Below are 26,155 nucleotides of genomic sequence, written 5' to 3' on the forward strand. Positions count from 1 at the left end.
CGCCGCGATCAGATCTGCGCGTGACGGGCCATGAAGTTGTCGTAACCGACTTCGGCGACCTGGAACCATTGGTAGCCGGTGCTCGAAAATGCCGACACCGAGTCATAGAGCTTCTTGAAATTGGCGTTGGTCGATGCGACCTCGGCGTTGAGCTCCTTGGTGGCCTTGTAGCTCGCTTCCATGATCGGCGGCGAGAACGCGTGCAGCTTGGTGCCGCCGGCGAGCAGCTTCTTCAGCGCCAGCGGATTGACCGCGTCATATTTCGCCATCATCCAGTTGTTGGCGAAATGACCGGCCTGTTCCAGCAGGCTCTGATAATATTTCGGCAGCGCGTTCCATTTGTCGAGATTGACCATCGCGAGCAGCATGGGACCGCCCTCCCACCAGCCGGGATAGTAATAATGCGGCGCGACCTTGTAGAGGCCGAGCTTCTCGTCGTCATACGGGCCAACCCATTCCGCCGCATCGATGGTGCCTTTTTCCAGCGCGGGATAGATATCGCCACCAGCCAGTTGCTGCGGCACCGCGCCGAGCTTCGCCAGGATACGCCCGGCATAACCGCCGATGCGAAACTTCAGGCCCTGCAGGTCGTCGACCGTGTTGATCTCCTTGCGGAACCAGCCGCCCATCTGGCAGGTGGTATTGCCCGCGAGCAGCGAAGTGACGTTATAGTTCTTGTAGAACTCGTTCAGGAGTTCCTTGCCGCCGCCCAGCATGTACCAGGCCTGGCTGAGTCGTGCGTTAGGTCCGAATGGAATGCAGGAGCCGAAGGTGAAGGTCGGGTCCTTGCCGAAATAATAATACGACGCGGTATGCCCCATTTCGACGGTGCCGTTCTGCACGGCGTCGAGCACCTGCAGGCCCGGCACGATTTCACCGGCCGCGAAAGTCTGGATCTGGAATTTATTGTCGGTGGCTTCGCCGACCATCTTGGCCATCTGCTCGGCGGCGCCGTGCAGCGTATCGAGCGATTTCGGCCAGCTCGTCGTCATCCGCCATTTGATCTCCGGCATCGACTGCGCGATCGCCGGCGCCGCCATGGTGGCCGCGCCCGCGACGCCTATTCCGGTGACCTTGATAAAGTCTCGACGCTTCATTGAGATTCCCCCTGTGTGATTGTGCAAGTCAGCCTTCGTGCCGAGGCTTTTCACGCAGCATGGAGCATCCAGTTTCGGATTTCCATGACGAACTGAGGGTATCGCAATGCAACAAGCCCGGCCTTTGGTAAGGCCGGGCTTGCGATTAAGGGCTTGGCTAACTCTTAAGTGACAATCAGCCGCGGGTGCGCGAGCGGATCATGAAGCTGTCGAAGGTATATTCAGCGACCTGCCACCACAGATACTCATCCGAGCGATAGGCCTGCATCGCATCGATCGATTTCTTGAAGTCCGCGTTCTTTGCGGAGATCTCTCCCCACAATTCATTGGTCGCCTTCAGGCAGGCTTCCAGCACTTCATTGGTGAAGGGCCGCAGTTGCGTGCCACCGGCGACCAGGCGCTTCAACGCCGATGGATTCTGCATGTCGTAACGCGCCGCCATCCAGCTATTCGCGTTCGCGGTCGCGTTGGCGACAATGGCCTGATAGTTCTTCGGCAGCGAATTCCACTTCTCGAGATTGCAGAAAGCGTGAATCGTCGGACCGCCTTCCCAGAAGCCAGGGTAATAATAATATTTGGCGACCTTCTGAAAACCAAGCTTCTCGTCGTCATACGGGCCGACCCATTCGGCCGCGTCGATCGTTCCTTTTTCAAGCGCGGGATAGATGTCGCCACCGGCGAGCTGCTGCGGCACCACGCCGACCTTCTGCAACACCTGGCCGGCAATGCCGCCGATGCGAAACTTCAATCCGGAGAGATCGGCAACGGTCTTGATCTCCTTGCGGAACCAGCCGCCCATCTGGGTACCGGTATTGCCGCAGGGGAAAGCGATCAGATTATATTTCTTGAAGAACTCATTGCCGAGTTCCTGGCCACCGCCCTGATACCACCATGAATTCTGCTGGCGTGCATTGAGACCGAACGGCACCGAGGCATAGATCGCGAAGGTCGGATCCTTGCCGACGTAATAATACGCCACCGTATGGCTCATCTCGATCGTGCCGTTGGACGTCGCGTCGAGCGCCTGCAGGCCCGGAACGATTTCACCGGCGGAAAACACCTGGATCTGAAACTTGTTGTCGGTCATTTCGGCGACGTACTTTGCAAACTCGATGGACGCGCCATAGAGCGTGTCCAGCGACTTCGGGAAGCTGGAGGTCATGCGCCATTTGATTTCGGGCGAGGATTGGGCAATGGCCGGCGAGGACACGGCCCCGACGGCAGCGGCACCGGCCGCTGAAACTTTCAAAAAATCACGGCGCTTCATTTAAGGTCTCTCCTTGTTGGGCGTCTTTCCCATAGTGCAGGCGCATCTCTCTCGGCGAGGCGATTTCCACGCAGCCCGAACACGCTCTGGCGGGGCTTTAACACGGAAGTAAGGTTCACGAAAACGCGACCAAGGCATGACTTCCCCAATTACATGACTGCCCCGATTAAACGAAAGTCGCATAGGGCCGAAAAACCGGCTCAGGCGGCGGCCGTGGCACCCTGAAGCTGCTCGCGGACCTTGGCCCCGATTGCGCGGTAAATTGCCGCGTGCGGCCCGTCGGGCTCGCTTTCGACCACGGGCGTCCCGGAATCCGAAGTGGCGCGGATCGACATGTGTAACGGAATTTCGCCCAAAAACGGCACCCCCAGCCGCTCGGCCTCATGCCGCGCGCCGCCATGACCGAAGATGTCGGACTGCGTGCCGCAATGCGGGCACTGGAAATAGCTCATATTCTCGATGATGCCGAGTACGGGCACATTGACCTTGCGAAACATCGCCAGCCCGCGCCGCGCATCGATCAGGGAAAGATCCTGCGGCGTCGAAATGATAATGGCGCCCTTGAGCGGGACATTCTGCGCCAGCGTCAGTTGCGCATCACCGGTGCCGGGCGGCATGTCGACTACCAGCACATCGAGCGTGCCCCACGCAACATCTCGCAGCATCTGGGTGATCGCCGACATCACCATCGGCCCGCGCCAGATCATCGCGGTTTCCTCTTCGACCAGAAAACCGATCGACATGATCGCCAGACCGAAACGGGTGATCGGAATCATCTTCTTGTCGTCGTTGAGCTGCGGCTTCTCGCGGATGCCGGTCAGCCGCGGCACCGAAGGCCCATAGATATCGGCGTCGAGCAAGCCGACGCGCAGACCGAGATCGCGCAGGCCAAGCGCCAGATTGAGTGCGGTCGTCGACTTGCCGACCCCGCCCTTGCCGGAAGCAACCGCAATCACGGCCGCGATGCCGGGGATTTCCGACTGTTTGGACATCGGCGATGCCGGACTTTGCGGCGGCTTATGCGCCGCGGCAGGCTGCACGCCATGGCTGTGGCTATGCGGCGGCGGTGGTGCTGCCGCGGCAGGACCGGCCTTGCGTTCTGCGGTCAACGCGATCATCGCCATCGTGACGCCGGGAATGGCGCGCACGGCTTCTTCCGCGGCGGCGCGCACGCCTTCCCAGGCCCGCGCCTCGGTGGCATCGACATTGATCGAGAAAAACACCTTGCCGTCGTTGGCGGTGATGGCCGAGAGTACGCCGGCATTCGTCAAGGCAACGCCGCGCGGCGACGCCACCTTGGCCAATGCATCCAAAACCTGTTGTTGCGTGACGCTCACGTCGGGTCTCCTGAGAATCTAACGAAAAAGAATCCAACAAAACTGGGCTGCCAAGCTCATCATGGCCGGGCTTGTCCCGGCCATCCACGTCTTTCTTGACTCCATTAAAGTAAGACGTGGATGTCCGGCACAAGGCCGGGCATGACGAAAAAGCGATTCACTTTCAAGCGATTAGAACGAGCCTGAAAAAGCGGATGCTTCTTTGGGTCGTAGCGAAACGATGTTCGAATGCGACCCAATAGAGCGTAATCGCCCAAAAGGCTACCTGCTGCCGACATCGTCCCGGCGCTCGGTGGGAGCGGCCGCACCCTGTTCCTTGGCGGCCTCGTAATTCAGTTCGATCATGACGCCGTTGGGGTCATTGACGAAGATCTGCCAGAGATCGCCGCCCGGAACCTGGCGGGTGTCGAATGCCATCCCCTTGGCCTGCAGCCGTTGCTTCATGCCGGCGAAATCGCGGCTGGCGAAGGCGACATGGTGGACGACGCCGGAATCGGGCTTTTGCTGCTCAGCCGTCGGTGAAATATCGACCAGATGAACCACCGGCTTGCCCTCGCTGTACATCCAGGCGCCGGGGAACGCGAAGTTCGGCCGATCGCCATTCTCCAGCCCCAGAATTTCCTCATAGAACCGGACGGTATCGGCAAGCTTGCGGGTCCGGATATTGAAATGATCGAGTACGCCGACGCTCATGCGAACTCACTCCCTTTGTTGTGTTGAAATCGGTAATCCCCCGGCCTCGTTCTAGCATAAAACCACGCCCGGCCGCCAAACGCGGGCGTTGCCCTTCATGGCGCAGGGTTTATGGTGCGCCTTCCAATCTCCGGCAGGGCCGGGTTCGACCACCAAACCGGCCCCCCGCCCTCCTCCACCAGACGTCCGGCCCGCTCCAGGCACCGGCAAAACACCAGGGTTGTACACATGGCTAAAGTCGCTTTTCTCGGTCTCGGCGTGATGGGTTTCCCCATGGCAGGACATCTGGTCGCTAAAGGTGGCCACGAGGTGACGGTATACAACCGGTCGGCAGCCAAGGCGAAGGCATGGGCCGAGAAATTCGGCGGCAAAACCGCTGCAACCCCGAAGGCGGCCGCGGAAGGTCAGGATTTTGTGATGGCCTGCGTCGGCAACGACAATGACCTGCGCGCCATCACCATCGGCGCCGACGGCGCCTTCGCCGGCATGAAGAAGGGCGCGACCTTCGTCGACCACACCACCGCCTCCGCCGAAGTCGCGCGCGAGCTCGATGCCGCCGCCACCAAGGCGGGCTTCAAATTCGTCGATGCGCCGGTATCCGGCGGCCAGGCCGGTGCGGAAAATGGCGTGTTGACCGTGATGTGCGGCGGCAGCGCCGACGCCTATGCCGGCGCTGAGCCCGTGATCGCGGCCTATGCCCGGATGTGCAAGCGGCTCGGCGAGGCCGGTTCGGGCCAGTTGACCAAGATGGTCAACCAGATCTGCATCGCGGGCCTGGTTCAAGGCCTTTCGGAAGGCATTCATTTCGCCAAGAAATCGGGACTCGATGTCGCCGCCGTGATCGACACCATCTCCAAGGGCGCCGCGCAATCCTGGCAGATGGAAAACCGCTACAAGACCATGAACGACGACAAATATGATTTCGGCTTTGCGGTCGAATGGATGCGCAAGGACCTGTCGATCTGTCTGGCCGAAGCCCGCCGCAATGGTGCGAACCTGCCAGTCACAGCCCTCGTGGACCAGTTCTATTCGGAAGTCGAAAAGATGGGCGGCAAGCGCTGGGACACCTCCAGCCTGCTGGCGCGGCTGCAGCGCTGAGACAGGAACGAACAAGGCGATCCGCTGACAAGCAGCGGTTCGCCGGTTCCTGTTCATCTCGGGGGGCCAAAAGGCAGCACCTTCGAGCCACGCGAGAGAGGTTAATTTAACCACTCATTAACGTGATTTTTTAGCTCTTTAAGTCAGCTCTTAAGGATTTAGCGCCACAGATAGACAATGCAAAAGCTCGCGCCGTCCGCGGGCAGGATTTGTGTTGTTTGATGAGTAAAGCCGCTGAAAAGCCCGAAGTTGTGCAGCTTCCGGCTGACCCCCCTGTCGCCGTGCCGGTCGGTAACCGCCGCGCCGCTGCGCAGCGGGTGCGCGAGGCCCGCGATCGGTTAACGTCGACCAGCGGAACCCGCCCGGCTTTCGATCGCGAACTCGTCCGCCAATACGCCCAAACGCGCATCTCGGCGTCGTATGTCGTCATGCTGCTGGTGGTAGCCACCGGACTCCTGTTCAGCTTCTGGCTGCAGTCGGTGGCTGCCGCGGCATGGACCTGCGGCATGCTCTGCATCCACGCCGCCATCATCCGCAATTGCGCGCGGTTCCTCGCCGAGCCGCCGACCAAGACCCCGACCCGCAAATGGCGCACGCGATTTGTGCTGCTCGACCTGCTTTACGGCCTGTGCTGGGCCGCAATCGTGATCCATCCCGCCAGCTATGACGTCGTCTCCAATGCGCTGATGATGTTCCTGGTGATGCTGGTGATTGCGGTCTCGAGCATGCTTGCGGCCAACCTGCCGATCGCAGCATTGGCGGCCACCGCTCCGGTCACCTCGGGGATTGCGGCAAGCTTCGCGCTGAGCGGCAAGTTCGACAATTACGTGCTGGCGCTGCTGGCACTGGCCGCCGAAGGCTATTTCGCGCTGCTCGCCCACCGCCTGCATTCGACGACGCTGGCGACGCTGGAGGCGCGCGCCGAAAAGGATGCGCTGATCGGCGAACTCGAGCAGGCGAAATCGATTTCCGACGAGGCGCGTCATCGCGCGGAATCCGCCAACGTGGCGAAGTCGCGGTTTCTGGCGCAAATGAGCCACGAATTGCGCACGCCGCTCAACGCCATCCTCGGTTTCTCCGAAGTGATGAAGAGTGAAATTTTCGGCGGTCATGCGGTCGCGGTGTACAAGGAATATTCTTCCGACATCCACAATTCGGGCGTGCACCTGCTTAATCTCATCAACGAAATTCTCGATTTGTCGCGGATCGAAGCCGGCCGTTACGAACTTAACGAGGAAGCCGTGTCGCTGGTGCATGTGGTGGCCGATTGCCACCATCTCCTGAAGCTGCGCGCCTCCACCCGCGGCATCACGATCCATGAAGTATTCGAGCAGGGCATGCCGCGCATCTGGGGCGATGAGCGTGCCACACGCCAGATCGTGCTCAATCTGCTGTCGAACTCGATCAAGTTCACGCCACAAGGCGGCGAGATCTGGCTCAAGGTGGGATGGACCGCGTCCGGCGGACAATATCTCAGCGTCAAGGACACCGGTTCGGGAATCGCCGAGGACGAAATCCCGATCGTGCTGGCATCATTCGGCCAGGGCTCCAATTCGATCAAATCCGCCGAGCAAGGCGCGGGCCTAGGCCTTCCCATCGCCAAGAGCCTGATCGACATGCATGGCGGCACCTTCACGCTGAAATCCAAACTGCGCATCGGCACCGAAGTGATCGTGACCTTCCCGCCCGAGCGCGTGATGTCGGCGCTGGCGCCGATGGCTGAGGAAGCGCCGCCGCTGCAACCGGAAGCCGTCAGCGCGCCGACGGACGAGAAGCGCCGCCCCCGCAATAAACCCATCATGAGCGCGGGGACCGGATTGTAAGGGAAACTCAACCGGAACCTTGCGCCAGCGCGCAAAATCATTTCACACTCCAACCATGAGTATGGAAACGCCGTGTATCGCAGTCTGCATGATCGATCCCAGAACCAGCCTTTGTTTTGGCTGTGGCCGCACGCTGCCGGAGATCGCGCGCTGGCACCGGATGGAAAGCGACGAGCGGCTGACATTGATGGCGCAGCTACCGACGCGGATGGCCGAGGCCGGACTCGCTCAGCTCGCACCGGTCAGCCCCAAACCCGACTGACCAACATCCGACTGACGAACACCCGATCGACAAACACCCAATCGACAAACACTTGCACGGGGGTCCCGCTGTGAGCCGCATCATGCTTGTCATGCTGGTATTGCTGGCGACGGCCGGCGCGGTGGTCGCCTATGGCGACCCGGAGCGGATCGCGCACGCCAGCGAAACCGTCTCGGGAATGCTGCGCAAGCACACGACACAGTCTCCCCGCGCGGTGCAGGTCTCACGCGGCCAGGGCGGTGAATTTGCGCTGCAGGCCAAGATCAACGGCGTCAACGCGCCGATGGTGATCGATACCGGCGCGACATCGGTGGTGCTGACCTATGAAACCGCCAAGGCCGCCGGTTTGCCGCTGGAGCTGCTGGAATACGACGTCGATGTCGAGACCGCCGGCGGACGCACCAAGGCCGCGCGGCTGACGCTGGACCGCTTGGCCGTCGGCAAGCTGGTCGAGCGTTCCGTGCCGGCGCTGGTGGTGCCGCACGGACAGATGAAGACCAATCTGCTCGGCATGAGCTTTCTGGACCGACTGGAAAGTTGGGAAGTGCGTCCCGACCGGCTGATGCTGCGCGGCTATCCCTGATATTCTTCTTCAGTTAAGCCGCGATCGACGCCTCGACGCGGTCCTCGACCAGCGCCATCGCATCACGCAGGACATTGACGCCGGCGCCGGGCTTGACGCCATTCTCGGCGAGGTGACGGCGGAAGGCGCGTGCGCCAGGCACGCCGTGAAACGCGCCGACGAAATGCCGCGTGATCGAATGCAGCCGCGTACCCTGCGCAAGCTCGCTTTCGATATAAGGCATCATCGCCGTGAACACGTCCTTCATGGTCGCATGCGGCGCCGCCTCGCCGAACAGTTCGGGATCAACGCCCAGCAGGCGCCACGGCTCCTGATAAGCGGCGCGCCCCAGCATGACGCCATCGACGTGATCCAGATGCGTCCTCGCCTCGGCAACGCTCTTGATGCCGCCATTGATCGAGATGGGCACCTCAGGCAGCGCAGCCTTGAGCCGGTAGACCCTGTCATAATCGAGCGGCGGGATGTCGCGGTTTTCCTTCGGCGACAATCCGTTGAGCCAGGCCTTGCGGGCGTGAACCACCAGCGCATCTGCACCAGCCGCGATCACGCCGCGCGCGAGCGCATCCAGCGCCACTTCAGGATCCTGATCGTCGATGCCGATCCGGCACTTGACCGTGACCGGAATGCGCACGGCGTGCTTCATGGCTTCGACACAGCTCGCGACCAGCGCCGGCTCGGCCATCAGGCAGACGCCAAAGCGGCCGTCCTTTACGCGATCCGATGGGCAGCCGACGTTGAGATTGATTTCGTCGTAGCCGAAATCCTCGCCGATCTTCGCCGCGGCAGCGAGATCGCGCGGATCAGAGCCACCGAGCTGCAGCGCGACCGGATGCTCGCTGGCATCAAAACCCAGCAACCGCCGGCGATCGCCATGCAAGATGGCGCCCGTGGTCAGCATCTCCGTGTAGAGCCGCGCCCGCCGCGTCATCAGACGGTGGAACACACGGCAATGCCGATCGGTCCAATCCATCATAGGCGCCACGGCAAATCTATGTGATTGATTTAGCTGCATTTTTCGAGTACATTCAAATCGTTAGGTCGCGTCGTGTGCACTCTATTTTACGCCATGACACGACGTTTTTTCCGGCTTTTCGACGCCTCAGTGCACACGGAGCGCACACGCGTGGCTACCTTTAGCAGATTAAAGTCGGGTTCGTGGCGTGCCCAGGTCCGGCGTAAAGGAAAATACGTCAATGAGACGTTCGTCCGCCGTAAGGACGCCGAGGAATGGGCACTGGATATCGAGCGAAGAATTGATCGTCAGGAGCCCGCAACTTCGCGAGCCCGAGAGGCCAAGCTTTTTGGCGATCTCATCGCTCTTCACCGCCAAGACCTTGAAGAGGTCAGCAAGAAAATCGGGCGGTCGAAGGACGCGAGTCTAAAATTCCTTGACGAGAGGCTCGGGCTTCTCCGTTTGGGCGAACTCGATCGCGAGCGTCTCATCAAGTTCGGAAAGGAGCGCGCGCAAGAGGGCGCGGGGCCTGTGACGGTCGGCATCGATTTAGGATACATCAAAACGATCCTCTCGCATGCCGCCGCGGTGCATGGCGTGACCGTTTCGATCGAACCAATCAATCTCGCACGTATTGCTCTCGGACGCCTTGGTCTTGTCGGCAAGGGCAACGAGCGCGACCGTCGTCCAACACAGAAGGAGCTCGATCTCATCATCGCGAGTCTCGAAGCTAATGATCGGCAACAAATCCCCGTTGATCGGATCATTCGATTTGCCGTCGCAACGGCAATGCGGCAGGACGAAATTGCGCGCGTCGAGTGGCGTGACTTTGATCCCGAAAGCAAGATGCTTCTCATTCGAGATCGCAAGGATCCTCGGAAGAAGAAAGGCAACGATCAACGCATCCCGCTGCTGGACGTCTCGGGATACGACGCGTGCAAGATCATTGAAGAACAAGGACGCTTTTCAAACATCCGCGAGGGCAGAATTTTTCCTTACAACGGACGCTCGGTCGGCACGGCGTTTCGCCGTCAATGCAAAGACTTGAAGATACAAGACCTCCATTTTCATGACCTTCGCCATGAAGGCACGAGTCGACTATTCGAAGCCGGCTTTACGATTGAACAGGTCGCGCTGGTAACCGGCCACAAGGACTGGAAGATGTTGCGTCGATATACTCACCTGAAGCCCGAGAAATTGCACACCATTCTAGGAACGAGAGCGGCGTGACCGCGAACGGCCCCGAACGTTTCTGCGCCGTGAACGGCAGACCACTAACAATTAACGCCCAAACTACGCAATTGGGCGCCACTCGCAACTATCCAAAAAACCGACTCTGTCAAATTGGTTGGCGACCTGATCGAGAGTACCGACGTCGATGGACTTCATCGCACCATTTCTAAATTTCGCAAGCACGGCCGTCGTCGCGATTCTCGCAGCGTCCCTCGGCTGGTGGGCGAAAAAGACTGACTGGAAGCGCGATATCTATCGCCAGAAAGTCGCAATGAGGCAGCGCCTCTATGCAGATTTCCTCGCGGAGACGGACAGGCTGATACTCAAGAGCATGGATGAGAAATCCAGTCAGGTCGGCGGCTTTCATCCGATGACGCGATATTTTTCAGAAATCGAACTCCTGGCAGCGGTGCCGGTGGTCAATGCGGCAAAGGCCATTTGCGCCATTATCTTGGAATCACACTCCGTGGCCCCGCAAAGCACAGCCACCTATGCCGAATTGAAAGCAGCTTTCATCATAGCGGCGCGCAAGGAAATCGACGAATACGAGCGGTGACTGATTCCCGGAAGATATTTCCGGCCGACAGTGATTGAAGGGGACGCGGCGATGGTGGGGCAAATCGGTAACTTGGCAGAGCTTGCGAAAATCCGCGACGGAAACACACGTTATGTCATGGACCTGCTTGATGAGATGTCATGGATCTATTTGATTAGCCGTAACGAAGCCCGTCTCTAGCCCTTCGCACGCAACTTCATCTGGCCAGGTGCTTCTTCAATCTCCCTGATGGCCTGTATCGCGAAGGCTCCCAGATCAGGATAGACCGACCAAGCGCGAAGCAGTGGAATATCGCTCGCGCTGCCGAACCGCCCCACATTCACCAAAGCCTTTTCGATTACGTCTTCGATACGAAAGAACTCGAAATAGCCGGATTGAATAGTCGGCTTTTCAAGGGCCGCCCGGTAGATCGATGCGACCTCATCGGGGAAGAATTGTCCAAGAGAGGTCACTACCGGCTCCGAGCCCGGAAGCCGCCGCGCGCTTTCAGCGAACATGAGGTCCGACCTAAAGAATTCCCCAACGATGGCAGCCGCGACACCGGCTTCATGGCGCGACAGAACGGCGAGCGCGGTTGCACAATTCGCCTTGCGTTCCGAAACCGGAAGATCGTCGCGATTCAGCCAGTAGAGAATCCGGCCGCAAGCCAGCAGCGCATGGTCCGCCGCCGAGACCGCTTCGGCCGAACGGTCAGGCAAGGGGCAACGGAGGCGCGCCAGCGCCGCGTGGGCCATTTCGAACGCGCGAATACTGTCCTGGAAGGATGCATTCCTCTTAGGCGGCAATCCCGTCCAGCGCTCAATGATTGGTCCGACGGCCGGGTCCAAATGTGATGCGACCTCCGCGATCAAGGAAGGGGTGAACATCGAGTCGCGATCGATGCTTCTCGCGGCCATGACCTGCAAGGCCTTGCGGTCGTCGCCGGAAAGGCCGTTCCAGCATTCGCAATAAGCGCCATCATAGGGATGATCGAATTGCGCGTTCCACAGACCGGCCGCACGCCTCCATGAATCAGGAGTGTCCCGGTCGGCCAATACCTCGTTCATCTCCGCCCTAACGGTCGCGACATGTTCTTCCTGGTCGTCGTCGAGCGCGCCGAGGGATTTGAGCGCATCGATCATCCCCCACGCGTCATAGCCGCCATTGGTCATGCACGTTGCCTCGATGGCCGCAATCAAAGAGCTACGCTCATCTTCATCTAATGTGTGCGCGCTCATCATCGCCGTATGCATCAGCCCGAGCCGCAGATGGTGGGCGGCTCTCGGCCAAATTCGAACGAGAATTCCGGGAAGGATCGTACCGATTGAGGGCGCGTCGCGATCGGAATACTTGTCGAGTTCGATTAGCAGACCAATCTGGCCGGGGCTCAAGGTTTCGGACTGCAACCGGCCGCGCAGGTTCGCATTCGCTGCGACCTTTGGTCCGCTGTAGAGGTGACCGCTCGAAATGGGGCTGCAAATGCACGAAAGCCCAATTTCGCGTACCCCTACGCCCGCATAGCAGACCGCATAGAGGCCCGTTCGCAGACCAAGCTTCTTTTCCCTGGCTTGATCAAGCAATCTGCGATGCTCTTCCGCCAACCGATCGTCCATTTTCCCTATGAGACCGAGCAACTCATCGAGACGGCGGCCCGCTACCAGCTCGTGCGGAATGGCTGCAAGGATGGCACGGTCCTGCACAGACCACCGCTGAACTGTCTCCGGCTTTGCTTGCACATGCCACATGAACTCGTCGGAAACGTCAAACCGCACGCTCTCGATTTCCTGGCCAACCCGCGCAAGTACCTCATCGCAGCGCTCGTTTGCCCAACGCTGCGCATCGGGTCCGCATTGGCCCGCCAGGCAGGCCTGAATTACTCGCTCGTCTGAAAGATGTGGCAACACCTGGCGCCGGAAGCTGTCATCGTCGATCGCTCCCAGTACGAACGGCCTCAGCTCAAGGTGTTGCGGCAACCGCAGCGCCGCCACTACCTTTTCGGGATCGTCACCCGCTCGCCGGATGATCGCTTCGGCCGCGAATACGTTGAGAAACATTTCGTGGCTGAAACTCACCCGGTCACCACGCCTGCCCAGAATGTTTGCGTCTTGAAGCGTCTGCAATAATGCGCCCGATACCCCTTCGCGGTCTGACAGGCGGTCTAGCTCCCGGACCGAAAGGCCGAAACTGATACGTTCGGTCATCGCTCCCGCAATGCGGGACAGGGCACGAATTCCGTCGGAGGCGGCAGAACCTAGCCGTTCGCGCACATAGGCATCGAACAAGCCATACTTACTGGCGTCGGGCGGTAGCTGCTGTCCCAACTGCCCGATCATCTTCGCTTCAAGACCACTTCCCACCGTGCCGAGCAACTCCCCAAACGGTTCGGCAGAAACGTCGCCGGCAGCCTGTTGCGCGATAGCCAGTTTTGTTTTGGTGTCCGGTATCTGCACCGCATAGCTGCGTGCGGGTAGAAGATCGCTGCGCTCAAGCGGAATTCTGCTCGAAACGACGACGTGCGCATCATAACGCTTTGCCGCCGCTGCAATGCTTCGGGTCAAGCGTTGGCGTTCCGCTGGCGTACATTCGTTGTAGCCATCGACGACAAGCACTAGGTGGCGGTTCAGCCGTCGCGCTGCGGAGATCACCGCGGCCGCAGACCTCGCCTCGAGCAACGCCGCCTCGCGATTCACGACATCGCGCAAGTTCCCTTCAAAATCTTTCGCCGGGACGATGATGGGCATATCTCCACGCCCCAAGCCGGCGACTCCGATGCTGTAGGAAAGCAAGCTCTTGCCGCACCCTGAAGGTCCCATCAGCAATACGTTGTCGTTCCGCATGGATCGTTCAAGCACGACCTCCGACGAAAGCTCTTCGGTTTCGCAAACGCACGACATGGAGACCATCTCAGACGCGGGCCCGCCGTAGGTTCGGATGAATGCCTCACCGTAGGCGCCGAGTAACTGCTCTGCATCGAGCAACTGCGGGCTCAAGGCCGCGTCGATTGACGGTACTGCGAGCAAGCGATGATGGGCCACGAAGACGCGCCACTGGTCCAACGACCACCCGTCGCGCTTCATCGATGTGATAGACGTCGGAAGCACATCGAGGCCGCCAATCGAAACCTTGAAATCACCCTGCGGGACCATCGAACCCGGAGGAACGGCCGGAACGAAGATCAAGGCCGCATTCGGATAAGGAACATCGGCCCCAGCGAAGCTTCGCATCGCGTCGCGCAACGCCAGCTTCTCGCCGATGGCTTGCAGATATGGGTTTGAGAATTTTTTCCAAGCACCAGAAGCAAGGTGAGCTTCCCAATCACCGTTATGGCCCCCGCGCACGGCCGAAGTGAAGCCTTTTGACTCAGTGACCAGCGCGGCTCCGTTGATCGCGATGACGAGATCGACTTGCCGGTCGCCAAGATTCACATTCGCAAGGATGATGGCTGGAATGCTATACGCTGACAGAAATTCATAGGCGTGCTTCAGCGTGGCCCGCTCGGAAGCATGCTCAATCGGCGCGCCAATGAAAATCTCTATCGAGGCCACCGGAGGCTCCGCAACATCTCTGCACGATGAGCGCACAACAATTCGAGTATGTCCCTGACGCCGGCTTTCTTGCCGAACGCCAGGATAGATTACGGACCCAGATGCCAGACCCTAAAACTGAATCACGAATCCTTGCTTCCGCGCTTCGCGCATTTCTCGCGCGCGAGCGCGGTCTTGCGCGAGTCCGGAACGCGGGCGAAGCTCAACGTCGAGATCATCGATAACAACTTTCGACATGTTGAAACTCGCGTTCTGCGTATCATAACCCAGATCATCGACATGGGTCCTGTACTTAAATCCCATGTGCAAGGCCGCAGCGATCAGCATCCCATTGGGTACGTAGTCCGGCCCAAGTTTTCCGCCTTCGGGATATGTGCATACATAATTCTCAGCAATGTGCTTCAACCGATAGCTCCCTGTACCTGATCGGATCGTCTTGGTCGGCTCGACGCGGGCCAGCAATGCCAAAGACCGAAGGAATGCCTCAGCCGCATTCTGTCCGAGGCATTCCCGCCGACGCTCCAAAAATTCCGCGTACTGCTGCTGGGATGTCTGCCGCGAACCGTCGGCATTGCGCTGCGGGCGCCCGAAGCCGATGCCATGGATATGCAGCCTCGGTACTGTATCGAGAATGGTTTGAATGGCCGCTTGAGCCGCCGCTCGGTAAAGATGAGCCCCCTCCACTTCGAAGCCGCGCTCGTTGAGGTAAGCCGAAAAGATCCTCGCCGTCACCGCAACGGTAACCGGAGTAGCTGAGTGCAATGCAGACCGAAGCGCTGCGTAGGTGTGGAAGCCGAGACCGCGCCCCAGTGCCTCCACACGATGGGATGATTTGACGTCCGGCAGGCTCTTAGTGAGCTCCGCTTTGATCTTCTCGACGACAAGCGGGGTTACGGAAATACGAAGCACAAACATGTGCATCTCCTCTAACGGGCCATGCTGTTCGCCGATTACGCAGCAGCCCACTGAGGTGAGATGCAGATGTGAGCGGTAGATGCAGAGGGAGCGTTCGACCCGGCGACAGGTCACAGGTGCTCGATACCCGACCTATGATCGTAGAACTGAGTCGGCTCTTTTACAAGCTTGCAACTAGCCGATGAAGTTGAGTTTTCCATGGGTATTGATTTCGATCGGCTTGGACCAGACCCCGGGCAGCCACTCGCCCTGAAACGACAACAATGCAGGTTCGCAGTGGGCGTCAGGCTGAAGGGACGTCAGGAACATGCAGATGGGAGCCAGGATCGGTTTCGGCATGTCATCAAAGCGAATCTGGACTTTGACTTCGAGCAGGCGATCGCGGTTCGCGAAGCCCGCGAGCAACTCGCCGCGCATGTCCCCGTCGAACTGAATAACAGATCCGTGCATGCAGGTGATGGCGTAAAGTGTGATGAATGCCCGCACGTTCTCAAGTGCGCTTACGTCGCCCGCATCAATGATCGCATTCTTCCGCATCACCTCGCAGAATTCTGAAAATAGTTGGCCATCGTTGAACGCGGGCTTCCAGATGAAGCGATTGCCGAGATATAGGAGGACGGCCATTTCCTCATCGGTGATTGTTTCCCCGCGCTCGAATTTGGCGAGGCCGCTGTCTAGCCTGTGCTTGACGACCGGTCGCCGCAGGCCGCAGCCGTCCTTGAGTTGCTGATCCGTTGCGAGGCGGAAGTTCGCTTTTGCGGCTCGCACGATGTCAGACCTCTCCGCCTTCTTGTTGCGGAAGCCCAAGCTCCAGACGCTCACGCTCGTAAGCACGTCGCGCGCGACCTGCGTCACAAGGCCTTTCTGGCGTTCTGCCCGATGCGCCACGAAATCCCCAATCTCGCGAACGCTTTCCTTTCCGTGATGCCTGTCGCGCAGGCCAAGGAACAGGCGATCAAGATCATCCACACGTCGTTGCCCTGCCAGCAGGCGTCCAGTGCGCATGCGAAGGTCGTCATCAATCATCGCGATATGACTCCCCTGCCATTGAAGCCAACGAATCCGAGATCATACGGAATGGCACACGTCGAATAGATCATTGCCAAATGATCAGATGGCTCAGGGCTTTACCAGGACCGATAATATATCTATTGCGGGTGATTCGCGGGACTCGGCGGCCGCCATCGCCGTGTATAACAACCGGATATCACAAACCACGTGACGCGTTAGCAGTGGAGTTTTCATGCCGCATCGAGGCTGAGAAAAGCATCAGATGGCCGGCCATAATGCCGTGGACATGTGCCCCAGGATCGAAGCCGCGGCTCTAGCCGAAAAGTTGCGTCAGTTCAGGTGTTCCAGTTTGAAGCAAGGATGATGCTGCACATATCGATCCGCCGAAAGTTCGGATCCTTCAACGCGAGGACGTCGTCGTTGAAGGTTCCGAAGGTGCTGTCGGGACGGTGCTTCATGCCCTGATAGAACGCATCGATGATTCCATGTTTGAAGTCAGCCTCTCGAGGAAAGGCGGCGATGACGGCCTCGCGCTGCGCGTCGGTAAATTGATCATGGCCACGGCCGGCCACGTCCATGCCGGCCCCCGCCTGCACCAGTGCGATCTCGGGGCGCATATATTGAGGTATGCCGGGCGTTGTGTGGAGCGCGACGGCATTCCAGACCGTTTCGATATCGCTTTCGGAAATGCCGTGCCCGCGAAGAAAATCACGTGCAGCATTGGCGCCGTCCACTTCAAAGCGTAGCTGGCTGTTTTCATAGCGTGCGCTGAGGCCGATGTCGTGGAACATGGCGGCGGTGTAGAGCAGTTCCGGGTCAAAGCTCAGCCCCGTCCGGCTTCCCGTCAAGGCTCCCCAGAAATAGACACGGATGGAGTGATGGAAGAGCAGATCGCTCTCGGTGTCGCGGATGAGCTGGGTCACTTCGCGCGCGATTTTGCTGTCCGGGACGCGCACTCCCGATATCGTCTCGAACGTCATGGCTTGTCCTCATCGTTACTTGATCGGTGCAGCGCCGGCTTAATGTTCGAGGACGGCCTGCGGCGTGTTCCGGAAGCTGATGGCCATGCGATTGTAGGTGTTCATCAGGCCGATCGCGATCGTGAGGTCGACGAGTTGCTTCTCGTCGAAAACCTCGCGCGCAGCCTTGAAGGCGCTGTCCGGCACGCCGGTCTCCGCGACGAGCGTCACACTCTCGGCCCAGGCAAATGCGGTGCGTTCGGTCTCGCTGAAGAGACTGCCGCCCTCCTCCCACGCTTGCACCAGCGCGAGCTTCTCGATCTTCACCCCTCGTTTGATGAGGTCGCGTGTGTGCATGTCGAGACAATAGGCGCAGTTGTTGATCTGCGAGACCCGCAGATAGACGAGATCCACCAGTTCACCCGGCAGGCCGCTCTGCAGGACATAGCCATAGACACTGCCGAGCGCTTTGATCCCGTTGGGAGCGATCTGGTTGTAATCGAGCCTGTTGGTCATCATTCTCATCCTTTCGGTTTTATTTGATGGGGGTGGTGAGCGCCTTTTCGTCGGAGTCGACGACGAAGACTGCGAGCAACTTCGCGGGCGTGGTCTTGCTCGCATTACGGCTGATGGAATGGGTGGCTTTCGGCGGTTCGGACCAGCTCTCGCCGGCCTTGTAGATACGGGTCTCGCCGTCGTTCACCTTGGACTCGATCGCACCCGAGATCACATAGGCGTAGATGAAAGCGGATTTCGCGTGCATGTGCGGCGGGGATGCCGCGCCCGCTGCATAGTCGACTTCGACAACGACGAGTGACTTGCCGGGGATGTTCGGAATCGCCTGATTGAATTTCGGCGTGACCGTTTCTGCCCGGACGTCATGCGCCGAGGCTGGCCCGGCGACCGCGAAGGCGAGAGCGGCGCAGGCAACGGCGACAAGAGTGCGGATCTTCATGGGCTTTCTCTTTCTGCAAACCCGAAGATGGCCCATGCTGGGCCAGAGAAAAGTACCAAGAACGCAAAGAAATTATGTACTACGAGACCATGACCAAGCCGCTGAACCTGAGCCTCGACCGCACGGCAAAGACACCCTTGGCGGAGCAGATCCGAAGGGGAGTGACGACGGCCATCGAGGGTGGCGTGCTGGAGCCGGGCGCGCGCCTCCCCTCATGGCAGGATCTCGCGGCCCAACTCGGTGTCGCGCGCGGCACCGTACGGACCGCATACGAAAAGCTGGCCGCCGCCCAGTTGATCGAAGCTTCGCGGGCGACAGGCACCCGCGTCGCGCTACGTCCGCGCGCCGTCGTCAACAGCGAGCAACCGCCGGACGCAGGCTCGTTCATGGAGACCTATCGGGAGATGACGCAGGGACCTGCGCTGTTCCAGATGGGTGTGCCGGCCATCGAGACCTTTCCGGCAACGTTGTTCGCACGCATTCGCGCGCACGCCGTCCGTGCCGAGGCGAGTGCTCCTCCGCTCTATCCAGATCCGCGCGGCGAGCTCGAACTGAGGAGGGAAATCGCGGGCTATCTTGCCGTCGCCCGCGGCATCAATTGCACGCCATCGCAAGTCATCGTCACCGGCGGTTTCAGCGCAGGGCTCGGCTTGGCGCTCAACGTGCTTGGTCTGGCCGGACAAACCGCCTGGGTCGAGAATCCAGGCTTCCCGTTCACCAGGAAGGGACTTGAGCTCGCACGTCTGTCCCTCGCTCCGATCCCGGTTGATGCCGAGGGTATCGATATCGATTATGGCCTGCGCCATCGTCCTGACGCGAAGCTGGTCGTCGTGACCCCCGGTCAGCAGGCGCCGCTCGGTTCCACTTTGTCGCTTGAGCGGCGTCTTCGTCTGCTCGAATGGGCCGCGGCGAACAAGGTCTGGGTGATCGAAGACGACTATTTGAGCGAGCTGCAACTGGTCGGCAGAGCTGCGCCGGCGCTGGCGTCGCTCGACCGGGATGCGCGCGTCATTCATATCGGTTCGTTCAGCAAGACGATCAGTCCGACTGTTCGGCTTGGCTTTCTGGTCGCGCCGGTCGAACTGGTATCTCGGTTCTCGGAGGTGGCAGCGTGTCTCGCACCGCCCCCTGGCCCGGCGGTGCAACTCGCAACCGCCGAATTCATGCACGAGGGCCACTATATGCGCCATCTCCGGCGCACCAAGCGCGCCTATGCCGCCAAGCGGCGGGCGCTGCTGGATTGTCTTCAAGCATCCGTCGGCGCCGATCGCGTCGCCGCACCCGGTCTGGCCGTGCTGCTGAAATTGCCGAGGGGAACGTCGGACCTGGCCGTCACACGCGAAGCCTCGGCGTTCGGCATGTCTCCGACGCCGCTTTCGGCTTGGTATGTGTCGCCTGATAGCGCCGAGTTTGGGCTTCTGCTTGGGGTCGCGACCGCGCCGACAAAGAACCTTGCCCAGTCCTGTGATCGGCTCTTCGAAGTCATCCGTCGGTTCAGCTGATTAATTTCAAGACTCTTCCGTCGCCTATTAACCGGACCGTCTTGCCAAACTTGCCGAGACGCGGCGAAAGCGTGTTTTGAGATTTGTGACGATGCTTGCCCTCAGCTAGACCATTTTATCCCACCAGCAAGGGTGTGAAGAGCTGAGCGTTATCCGACACTTGCCGTTACCTGACGGCCTTCGGTCTCAGAGGTTAGCGCCCAATCGGCCCCGGCGAACCAACATAGGGGAGGATTTTGCGGCTTGCGCCACACGAGACTTTTGATCTCATCCAGAGGCTTTCGATCGAGACAGTCGCGAAGGACATTGATCTCCTCTTGTGGAACCGCCGGTTTAGCATTCTCTGCATAGACGAATGAGACCCGTCCTAACGCCTCGGCGGCATAGCCGTCGGCAAAGCGGGTCACCACCAGCGTAATGGCATTAAGGACGTGGTAGCCGCCGACATAGGTGCCGGTCCGCGGGACCCCGAGTGGGAAGATTAACCGCCCACCGATGGCGAGGTTCTCAATCCATGCGGTCGCGGGCCGCGACGCCGCGAAGTTCACATACACCACATCGGCGGGAGCTTGCGGCCAGTCGAACCCATTGCCTTCGACGAACTCGACGTTCGGCCGATCTGCGAGATTTGTCCGGGCGCGAGCCGCGAGTGCGGCGTCGAATTCGATCGCAGCCACATGACCGTTGCTCCCGACCAGTTCGGAAAGAATGGCAGAATAGTAGCCGGCTCCTGCTCCAATATGCGCGACGGTTTCGCCCCTACGTGGTGCGACCACATTCAGCCAGCGCGCGTGTAACGAGGGACTGCCATTATTGACGCCGCGTTCCCTGTCCAGCGCCACGACGACATCTTGATAGATGAGTGCCGGATCATTCGGGATCAGCGTGTAAGACGACCAGGGCGTATTGATGCGCCACTCACCGTCGCCAAGAAATGCCTGTCGGGGTACAGCGGCGTAGGCATCCTCAAGATTCACGTTTGTGGATGCGTTCGCGAGGGCCAACATCTGCCGCGCATAAATACGGCGCAACTCCGCAAGATCCATTCATCTGCCTCCGGCGCAGTGCGATCCAGACCGGTACCATTAGCGTCGACAAATGTTTAGCCCGAATCGGACGACGGACTCAAAATAGGAAGAATGACAAGGATTGAACTTCGTATTTTCTCTCTCCACCATTTCCCATCGCAGCCATTGATGAGTCGCGCCATGGCCGAAACTCAGTCGTCCGATCCGTCGCTTTGGCAGACCCGCGCCGCGCAGGCGCGGCGCATCGCCAGCATGTTGCTTGGACCCGATGCTGAGACAGTGCTGGCCTATGCCCGGGAATGCGACGAACAAGGACGGGGCGTCTCCGCGAATACCATATCCTCCCCCTCCCTCGTACCAGCCGCCTCGCCCCGTTTCGTGTCGTTGATGTCGGGCCGTTCTTCGGCTGGCACGCGCGCGGCCTAGCACCTTCACAGCGAGCATTTCACCTTAGCGCCGATCAACCGGCGACGGGTCGATTCCGCCGATCGCAAGTTTGTCTACGCCATCCTTCGCCCACCAGCATTGGCTTGTTGCGGAGTGGGCGTTCATGCCTTTTCTACTTGTCCCCGACGTTCGGTGCATTCGCGACCGAGCGGCTTGGGGGACGCGATGGCTGGGACCGCACGCTTCGATGAAACCGCTTCACGCGGTGCACGCATGTTGCGCACGGCGCTCGGCCCGGCCATCGCCACCTTCCTGCAGGATTCATCCGTCGTCGAAGTAATGCTCAACCCCGATGGCCGGCTATGGATCGATCGGCTCAAGGGCGGACTGGAAGATACCGGCGAGCGTCTGTCGCCGGCCGATGGCGAGCGCATCGTGCGCCTGGTCGCGCATCACGTCGGCGCCGAAATCCATCCGGGTTCGCCGCGCGTCTCGGCAGAACTGCCGGAGACCGGCGAGCGTTTCGAAGGCTTGATCCCGCCCGTTGTCGCCGCGCCAACGTTTGCGATCCGCAAGCCAGCGGTTGCGGTGTTCACACTCGAGGACTACGTCGCCGCCGGGATCATGCTGCCGCGGCAGGCCGATCTGCTGCGCCTCGCCGTTCAAAAGCGCCGCAACGTGTTGGTCGCCGGCGGCACCTCGACCGGCAAGACGACGCTGGTGAATGCACTGCTGGCCGAAGTCGCCAAGACCTCCGACCGCGTGGTGCTGATCGAGGACACCCGCGAGCTGCAATGCGCGGCGCCCAACCTCGTTGCGCTACGCACCAAGGACGGCGTCGCATCGCTGTCCGACCTGGTGCGTTCGTCATTGCGGTTGCGGCCAGACCGAATCCCCGTTGGCGAAGTGCGCGGCGCCGAAGCACTCGAACTGCTGAAAGCCTGGGGCACGGGCCATCCCGGCGGTATCGGCACCATCCACGCCGGTTCGGCCATCGGCGCGTTGCGCCGGCTCGAGCAACTGATTCAGGAAGCGGTCATCACCGTGCCGCGCGCGCTGATCGCGGAGACGATCAACCTCATCGTCGTCCTCGAAGGCCGCGGCTCCCAACGCCGCGTCGCCGAGTTGGCCGCGGTTCGCGAACTCGCGCCGGGCGGCGACTACGTCCTGGTGTCCAGCAATCCCGAAACCACCCCCGAAAGTGACCGGTCATGATCGCCCATCGCACTCGTCCGCCAAGCCGTCTGTCCGTCACTGCGATCTTGTTCGCCTTGACCACGCTCCCCGCACACGCGGCCGGCTCCAACATGCCGTGGGAGCAACCGCTCAATCAGATCCTGCAATCGGTCGAGGGCCCGGTCTCCAAGATCATCGCGGTTATCATCATCGTCACCACGGGTCTTACGCTCGCCTTCGGCGACACCTCGGGCGGCTTCCGGCGGCTGATCCAGATCGTGTTCGGGCTGTCGATCGCGTTCGCGGCGTCGAGTTTCTTCCTGTCGTTCTTCTCGTTCGGCGGCGGGGCGGTGATCTGATGGCCGACATCGTCGAACCCGTCCCCGGCTTTTACGCTCCCGTGCATCGGTCCTTGAGCGATCCGATCTTGCTCGGCGGCGCACCGCGCACCGTCGCCATCGCCAACGGCACGCTCGCCGCCGCGATCGGCCTCGGCCTGCGGCTGTGGATTCCCGGACTGCTGCTGTGGGCGATCGGTCATGCCGCCGCGGTCTGGGCGGCGAAGCGCGACGCGCAATTCGTCGACGTGGTGCGGCGTCACCTGCGCTACCCCGCGCATTTTGGAGGGTGAGCGCGATGATGAACCTCGCCGAATATCGCAAGCGCCCTGCGCTCCTTGCCGACTTCCTGCCCTGGGCGGCCCTGATCGCCCCCGGCGTCGTCCTCAACAAGGACGGCAGCTTCCAGCGCACCGCGCGGTTTCGCGGACCGGATCTGGATTCCGCGACACCTTCAGAACTCGTCGGTACCACGGCGCGGCTCAACAACGCGTTGCGACGGCTGGGCTCCGGTTGGGCGATCTTCGTCGAGGCACAGCGCAACGCCGCCAACCGCTATCCGGACAGCCGCTTCCCCGACCCCGTCTCGGCCTTAGTCGATGCCGAACGCCGGGCACAGTTCGAGGAGCAGGAAGCGCATTTCGAGAGTGCATATTATCTGACGCTGTGCTGGCTGCCGCCGGCGGAAGACGCCGCGCGCGCCGAAGCCTGGCTCTATGAGGGGCGCGAGCGCGGCGGTGTCGACGGCCATGAGGTGCTGCGCGGCTTCATCGACCGCACCGGGCGCGTGCTGCAACTCATCGAAGGCTTCGTGCCGGACGCGGCCTGGCTCGATGATAGCGAGACCCTGACCTACCTGCACGCCTGCATTTCGACCAAACGCCATCGCGTGCGCGTCCCCGAGATCCCGATGCAGCTCGACGCGCTGCTGGTCGATGAACCGATGGCGGGCGGTCTCGAACCGCGTTTGGGATCGCAGCATCTGCGCACGTTGAGCGTTATCGGATTCCCGACCGCGACCTTCCCCGGCGTTCTGGATGAGTTGAACCAGCTCGCGTTTCCGTATCGGTGGTCGACGCGGGCCATCATGCTCGACAAGACCGACGCTACCAAGCTGCTCACAAAAATCCGCCGGCAATGGTTCGCCAAGCGGAAGAGTGTCGCGGCCATTCTGAAGGAGGTGATGACCAACGAGACCTCGACGCTTCTGGATACCGACGCCGCGAACAAGGCCGCCGATGCCGACGCCGCGCTGCAGGAACTCGGCAGCGACATGATCGGCCAGGCTTACGTCACCGCAACGATCACGGTGTGGGATGCCGATCCGCGTACCGCCGACGAGAAGCTGCGGCTGGTCGAGAAGGTGATCCAGGGCCGCGACTTCACCTGCATCGTCGAGACCGTGAATGCGATCGAAGCCTGGCTCGGCTCCCTGCCCGGTCATGTCTACGCCAATGTCCGGCAGCCGCCGGTCTCAACCCTCAATCTCGCCCATATGATCCCGCTCTCGGCGGTATGGGCGGGGCCGGAACGGGACGAGCACCTCGGTGCACCCCCGCTGTTCTTCGCCAAGACCGAAGGCGCGACCCCGTTCCGGTTCTCTATCCATGTCGGTGACGTCGGCCACACTTTGATCGTGGGTCCGACCGGCGCCGGCAAGTCCGTGCTGCTGGCGCTGATGGCGCTGCAATTCCGCCGCTACGACGACAGCCAGATATTCGCGTTCGACTTCGGCGGCAGCATACGTGCCGCGGCGATCGCGATGGGTGGCGACTGGCACGATCTCGGCGGCGCTTTGTCCGACGACAGCGCGACCTCCGTCACGTTGCAGCCGCTGGCCGCGATCGACGATGCGGCCGAGCGCGGCTGGGCGGCCGAATGGATCGCCTCGATCCTCACCCGCGAGGGCGTCACCGTCACGCCCGATGCCAAAGAGCATCTGTGGACGGCGCTGACCTCACTCGCCTCCGCGCCCGTTGGCGAGCGGACGCTGACCGGCCTTTCGGTGCTGCTGCAGTCGAGCGCGTTGAAACAGGCGTTGCGACCGTATTGTCTGGGCGGTCCGTTCGGCCGTCTGCTTGATGCCGAGGCCGAACGCTTGGGCGATGCGCCGGTACAGGCATTCGAGACCGAGGGCCTGATCGGCAGCGCGGCCGCGTCCGCCGCGCTCTCTTATCTCTTCCACCGCATCGAAGGCCGGCTCGACGGTTCACCGACGTTGCTGATCATCGACGAGGGTTGGCTGGCGCTCGATGACATTGGCTTCGCGCAGCAATTGCGCGAATGGCTCAAGACCCTGCGCAAGAAGAACGCATCCGTGGTGTTCGCCACCCAGTCGCTCGCCGACATCGAAGGCAGCGCGATCGCCGCGGCTATCGTCGAGAGCTGTCCGACACGATTGTTCTTGCCAAACGAGCGCGCGATCGAACCACAAATCATGACGGTGTATCGCCGTTTCGGATTGAACGACCGCCAGATCGAGATCATCAGCCGCGCGACGCCGAAGCGCGATTACTACTGCCAATCACGCCGCGGCAATCGCCTGTTCGAGCTCGGCCTCGGCGATGCCGCGCTGGCCTTCACCGCCGCGTCCTCCAAGACCGACCAGGTCACCATCGCCGAACTCGTCGCCGATCACGGCCGCGACGGGTTCGCCGCCGCCTGGCTGCGCCGCAAGGACGCGACCTGGGCCGCCGACCTTCTTCCCACCCTCGTCACGGAGCCTTCGCCATGATTCGCATCCGCTCGCTTGCAGCCGTCATTACTATCTCGGCCGCCCTCTTTGCGGCCACGCCCTGCCCGGCGCAGATCGCCGTGTTCGATCCGTCGAACTACAGCCAGAACCTGATGACCGCGGCGAATACGTTGAAGCAGATCGATAACCAGCTCACGGCGCTGCAAAACCAGACCCAGATGCTGCTCAATCAGGCGCGGCATCTCACCAGCCTGCCGACGTCATTGCTCAACGACATCGACCGCACCTTCACGCAAACCCAGAACCTGCTCAAGCAGGTGGACAAGATCGCCTATGACGTCCAGGCGATCGAGCAGACATTCCAGAAGTACCAGGGCTTTGGTGCATCGCAGTCCGATCAGCAGTTGATCGACGGCGCGCGTGATCGCTGGCAGACCTCGGTCTCGGCGTTCCAGCATGCGATGAGCGTCGGCGCGACCACCGTCAACAATCTCCCCGCCACGCAGTCGCACACCGACACCTTGATCGGCGCCAGCCAGTCGGCGGTCGGCGTGCTGCAAGTCTCGCAAGCCGGCAACCAGTTGCTCGCGGTGCAGGCGAGGCAGATGGCCGATCTCACCGCGCTGGTCGCCGCCCAAGGGCGGGCGCAGTCGATCGAACAGGCCCGGCAGACCGCCGGCGAGGACCAGGCCCGCGAGCAGGTGCGCCGGTTCCTGAGCAACGGCCAGGGCTATCAGCCGCAAACCGTCCAGATGTTCCACTGA

At 60.9% G+C, this 26,155-nt stretch carries 25 protein-coding genes; 13 read left to right on the forward strand and 12 right to left on the reverse strand.

Translation table 11 applies throughout. The features are described 5' to 3' along the window. Positions 1–8: 8 nt before the first annotated feature. The 4 genes from HB676_RS10910 to HB676_RS10925 all read right to left on the reverse strand — a co-directional run bounded on the left by HB676_RS10910 (position 9) and on the right by HB676_RS10925 (position 4,394). Positions 9–1,097 (reverse strand): TRAP transporter substrate-binding protein, encoded by a 1,089-nt coding sequence (locus HB676_RS10910; RefSeq protein WP_213737791.1) that lies wholly within the window; start codon positions 1,095–1,097, stop codon positions 9–11. A 175-nt stretch (positions 1,098–1,272) separates the two neighbouring features. Next, the gene (locus HB676_RS10915) at positions 1,273–2,364 is read right to left on the reverse strand and encodes a TRAP transporter substrate-binding protein (protein WP_213737792.1); all 1,092 of its coding nucleotides are present in this window, start codon (positions 2,362–2,364) and stop codon (positions 1,273–1,275) included. A gap of 200 nt (positions 2,365–2,564) precedes the next feature. Then, positions 2,565–3,701: a P-loop NTPase gene (locus HB676_RS10920; protein WP_213737793.1), complete on the reverse strand. Its 1,137-nt coding sequence runs from the start codon at positions 3,699–3,701 to the stop codon at positions 2,565–2,567. 261 nt (positions 3,702–3,962) lie between these two features. Continuing rightward, positions 3,963–4,394: a VOC family protein gene (locus HB676_RS10925; protein ID WP_213737794.1), complete on the reverse strand. Its 432-nt coding sequence runs from the start codon at positions 4,392–4,394 to the stop codon at positions 3,963–3,965. A 228-nt stretch (positions 4,395–4,622) separates the two neighbouring features. On the opposite strand from HB676_RS10925, the gene HB676_RS10930 reads away from it, so the two are divergent. The 4 genes from HB676_RS10930 (at position 4,623) to HB676_RS10945 (ending at position 8,160) form a co-directional block, all read left to right on the forward strand. Beyond that, complete coding sequence (locus tag HB676_RS10930; RefSeq protein WP_213737795.1) at positions 4,623–5,492, forward strand: NAD(P)-dependent oxidoreductase; 870 nt, start codon at positions 4,623–4,625, stop codon at positions 5,490–5,492. Between the two features lie 221 nt (positions 5,493–5,713). Beyond that, entirely contained in the window at positions 5,714–7,315 is a 1,602-nt protein-coding gene (locus HB676_RS10935) for a HAMP domain-containing sensor histidine kinase (RefSeq protein WP_213737796.1), read from the forward strand. Between the two features lie 55 nt (positions 7,316–7,370). Further along, complete coding sequence (locus HB676_RS10940; protein ID WP_213737797.1) at positions 7,371–7,577, forward strand: DUF1289 domain-containing protein; 207 nt, start codon at positions 7,371–7,373, stop codon at positions 7,575–7,577. A 70-nt stretch (positions 7,578–7,647) separates the two neighbouring features. Beyond that, the gene (locus HB676_RS10945) at positions 7,648–8,160 is read left to right on the forward strand and encodes a TIGR02281 family clan AA aspartic protease (RefSeq protein ID WP_213737798.1); all 513 of its coding nucleotides are present in this window, start codon (positions 7,648–7,650) and stop codon (positions 8,158–8,160) included. Between the two features lie 13 nt (positions 8,161–8,173). Here HB676_RS10945 and dusA read toward each other — a convergent pair whose 3' ends face one another. Beyond that, a complete protein-coding gene (gene dusA / locus HB676_RS10950) occupies positions 8,174–9,172 on the reverse strand; it encodes a tRNA dihydrouridine(20/20a) synthase DusA (RefSeq protein WP_213737799.1) in 999 nt (332 codons plus the stop codon). 111 nt (positions 9,173–9,283) lie between these two features. On the opposite strand from dusA, the gene HB676_RS10955 reads away from it, so the two are divergent. After that, entirely contained in the window at positions 9,284–10,342 is a 1,059-nt protein-coding gene (locus tag HB676_RS10955) for a tyrosine-type recombinase/integrase (protein ID WP_213737800.1), read from the forward strand. Positions 10,343–10,490: 148 nt separating this feature from the next. Beyond that, positions 10,491–10,901 (forward strand): hypothetical protein, encoded by a 411-nt coding sequence (locus HB676_RS10960; protein ID WP_213737801.1) that lies wholly within the window; start codon positions 10,491–10,493, stop codon positions 10,899–10,901. A 176-nt stretch (positions 10,902–11,077) separates the two neighbouring features. Here HB676_RS10960 and HB676_RS10965 read toward each other — a convergent pair whose 3' ends face one another. The 6 genes from HB676_RS10965 to HB676_RS10990 all read right to left on the reverse strand — a co-directional run bounded on the left by HB676_RS10965 (position 11,078) and on the right by HB676_RS10990 (position 18,265). Continuing rightward, the gene (locus HB676_RS10965; protein WP_213737802.1) at positions 11,078–14,425 is read right to left on the reverse strand and encodes an NERD domain-containing protein; all 3,348 of its coding nucleotides are present in this window, start codon (positions 14,423–14,425) and stop codon (positions 11,078–11,080) included. Positions 14,426–14,536: 111 nt separating this feature from the next. Beyond that, positions 14,537–15,340, reverse strand: a complete 804-nt coding sequence (locus HB676_RS10970; RefSeq protein ID WP_213737803.1) for a hypothetical protein — start codon at positions 15,338–15,340, stop codon at positions 14,537–14,539. 174 nt (positions 15,341–15,514) lie between these two features. Beyond that, complete coding sequence (locus HB676_RS10975) at positions 15,515–16,366, reverse strand: hypothetical protein (protein ID WP_213737804.1); 852 nt, start codon at positions 16,364–16,366, stop codon at positions 15,515–15,517. 320 nt (positions 16,367–16,686) lie between these two features. After that, positions 16,687–17,331, reverse strand: a complete 645-nt coding sequence (locus tag HB676_RS10980) for an HD domain-containing protein (protein WP_213737805.1) — start codon at positions 17,329–17,331, stop codon at positions 16,687–16,689. Between the two features lie 39 nt (positions 17,332–17,370). Beyond that, positions 17,371–17,826 (reverse strand): carboxymuconolactone decarboxylase family protein, encoded by a 456-nt coding sequence (locus tag HB676_RS10985; protein WP_213737806.1) that lies wholly within the window; start codon positions 17,824–17,826, stop codon positions 17,371–17,373. A gap of 19 nt (positions 17,827–17,845) precedes the next feature. Continuing rightward, positions 17,846–18,265 carry a cupin domain-containing protein gene (locus HB676_RS10990; protein ID WP_213737807.1) on the reverse strand — a complete coding sequence of 140 codons (420 nt, stop codon included), beginning with the start codon at positions 18,263–18,265 and terminating at the stop codon, positions 17,846–17,848. Positions 18,266–18,354: 89 nt separating this feature from the next. On the opposite strand from HB676_RS10990, the gene HB676_RS10995 reads away from it, so the two are divergent. Then, the gene (locus tag HB676_RS10995) at positions 18,355–19,767 is read left to right on the forward strand and encodes a PLP-dependent aminotransferase family protein (RefSeq protein WP_213737860.1); all 1,413 of its coding nucleotides are present in this window, start codon (positions 18,355–18,357) and stop codon (positions 19,765–19,767) included. 149 nt (positions 19,768–19,916) lie between these two features. Here the strand turns inward: HB676_RS10995 and HB676_RS11000 are convergent, their stop codons facing one another. Beyond that, the gene (locus HB676_RS11000) at positions 19,917–20,813 is read right to left on the reverse strand and encodes a methyltransferase domain-containing protein (protein WP_213737808.1); all 897 of its coding nucleotides are present in this window, start codon (positions 20,811–20,813) and stop codon (positions 19,917–19,919) included. A 162-nt stretch (positions 20,814–20,975) separates the two neighbouring features. Here HB676_RS11000 and HB676_RS11005 point away from each other — a divergent pair, with 162 nt between their 5' ends. The 6 genes from HB676_RS11005 to trbJ all read left to right on the forward strand — a co-directional run bounded on the left by HB676_RS11005 (position 20,976) and on the right by trbJ (position 26,155). Continuing rightward, positions 20,976–21,221: a hypothetical protein gene (locus tag HB676_RS11005; protein ID WP_213737809.1), complete on the forward strand. Its 246-nt coding sequence runs from the start codon at positions 20,976–20,978 to the stop codon at positions 21,219–21,221. Between the two features lie 186 nt (positions 21,222–21,407). Then, the gene (gene trbB, locus HB676_RS11010) at positions 21,408–22,397 is read left to right on the forward strand and encodes a P-type conjugative transfer ATPase TrbB (RefSeq protein ID WP_213737810.1); all 990 of its coding nucleotides are present in this window, start codon (positions 21,408–21,410) and stop codon (positions 22,395–22,397) included. Beyond that, positions 22,394–22,717: a TrbC/VirB2 family protein gene (locus HB676_RS11015; protein ID WP_213737811.1), complete on the forward strand. Its 324-nt coding sequence runs from the start codon at positions 22,394–22,396 to the stop codon at positions 22,715–22,717. Before trbB ends, HB676_RS11015 begins: the two co-directional genes overlap by 4 nt. Further along, positions 22,717–22,989: a VirB3 family type IV secretion system protein gene (locus tag HB676_RS11020; protein WP_006021112.1), complete on the forward strand. Its 273-nt coding sequence runs from the start codon at positions 22,717–22,719 to the stop codon at positions 22,987–22,989. The genes HB676_RS11015 and HB676_RS11020 overlap by 1 nt, the downstream gene beginning before the upstream one ends. 5 nt (positions 22,990–22,994) lie before the next feature. Continuing rightward, a complete protein-coding gene (gene trbE, locus HB676_RS11025; protein ID WP_213737812.1) occupies positions 22,995–25,430 on the forward strand; it encodes a conjugal transfer protein TrbE in 2,436 nt (811 codons plus the stop codon). Beyond that, positions 25,427–26,155: a P-type conjugative transfer protein TrbJ gene (trbJ, locus tag HB676_RS11030; protein ID WP_213737813.1), complete on the forward strand. Its 729-nt coding sequence runs from the start codon at positions 25,427–25,429 to the stop codon at positions 26,153–26,155. Before trbE ends, trbJ begins: the two co-directional genes overlap by 4 nt.

Origin of the sequence: Bradyrhizobium sp. dw_411, from assembly GCF_018449695.1 — a bacterium.
In the GTDB taxonomy this organism is placed as follows: Bacteria; Pseudomonadota; Alphaproteobacteria; order Rhizobiales; family Xanthobacteraceae; genus Bradyrhizobium.

Coding starts and splice junctions, on each gene's coding strand:
- HB676_RS10970 (WP_213737803.1), bottom strand. CDS start 15,340: ATGTTTGTGCTTCGTATTTCCGTAACCCCGCTTGTCGTCGAGAAGATC.
- HB676_RS10915 (WP_213737792.1), bottom strand. CDS start 2,364: ATGAAGCGCCGTGATTTTTTGAAAGTTTCAGCGGCCGGTGCCGCTGCC.
- HB676_RS10910 (WP_213737791.1), bottom strand. CDS start 1,097: ATGAAGCGTCGAGACTTTATCAAGGTCACCGGAATAGGCGTCGCGGGC.
- HB676_RS10990 (WP_213737807.1), bottom strand. CDS start 18,265: ATGAAGATCCGCACTCTTGTCGCCGTTGCCTGCGCCGCTCTCGCCTTC.
- trbE (WP_213737812.1), top strand. CDS start 22,995: ATGATGAACCTCGCCGAATATCGCAAGCGCCCTGCGCTCCTTGCCGAC.
- HB676_RS10940 (WP_213737797.1), top strand. CDS start 7,371: ATGAGTATGGAAACGCCGTGTATCGCAGTCTGCATGATCGATCCCAGA.
- HB676_RS10930 (WP_213737795.1), top strand. CDS start 4,623: ATGGCTAAAGTCGCTTTTCTCGGTCTCGGCGTGATGGGTTTCCCCATG.
- HB676_RS11020 (WP_006021112.1), top strand. CDS start 22,717: ATGGCCGACATCGTCGAACCCGTCCCCGGCTTTTACGCTCCCGTGCAT.
- trbB (WP_213737810.1), top strand. CDS start 21,408: ATGGCTGGGACCGCACGCTTCGATGAAACCGCTTCACGCGGTGCACGC.
- HB676_RS11005 (WP_213737809.1), top strand. CDS start 20,976: ATGGCCGAAACTCAGTCGTCCGATCCGTCGCTTTGGCAGACCCGCGCC.
- HB676_RS10925 (WP_213737794.1), bottom strand. CDS start 4,394: ATGAGCGTCGGCGTACTCGATCATTTCAATATCCGGACCCGCAAGCTT.
- HB676_RS11000 (WP_213737808.1), bottom strand. CDS start 20,813: ATGGATCTTGCGGAGTTGCGCCGTATTTATGCGCGGCAGATGTTGGCC.
- dusA (WP_213737799.1), bottom strand. CDS start 9,172: ATGCAGCTAAATCAATCACATAGATTTGCCGTGGCGCCTATGATGGAT.
- HB676_RS10960 (WP_213737801.1), top strand. CDS start 10,491: ATGGACTTCATCGCACCATTTCTAAATTTCGCAAGCACGGCCGTCGTC.
- HB676_RS10995 (WP_213737860.1), top strand. CDS start 18,355: ATGACCAAGCCGCTGAACCTGAGCCTCGACCGCACGGCAAAGACACCC.
- HB676_RS11015 (WP_213737811.1), top strand. CDS start 22,394: ATGATCGCCCATCGCACTCGTCCGCCAAGCCGTCTGTCCGTCACTGCG.
- trbJ (WP_213737813.1), top strand. CDS start 25,427: ATGATTCGCATCCGCTCGCTTGCAGCCGTCATTACTATCTCGGCCGCC.
- HB676_RS10975 (WP_213737804.1), bottom strand. CDS start 16,366: ATGATTGATGACGACCTTCGCATGCGCACTGGACGCCTGCTGGCAGGG.
- HB676_RS10985 (WP_213737806.1), bottom strand. CDS start 17,826: ATGACCAACAGGCTCGATTACAACCAGATCGCTCCCAACGGGATCAAA.
- HB676_RS10980 (WP_213737805.1), bottom strand. CDS start 17,331: ATGACGTTCGAGACGATATCGGGAGTGCGCGTCCCGGACAGCAAAATC.
- HB676_RS10935 (WP_213737796.1), top strand. CDS start 5,714: ATGAGTAAAGCCGCTGAAAAGCCCGAAGTTGTGCAGCTTCCGGCTGAC.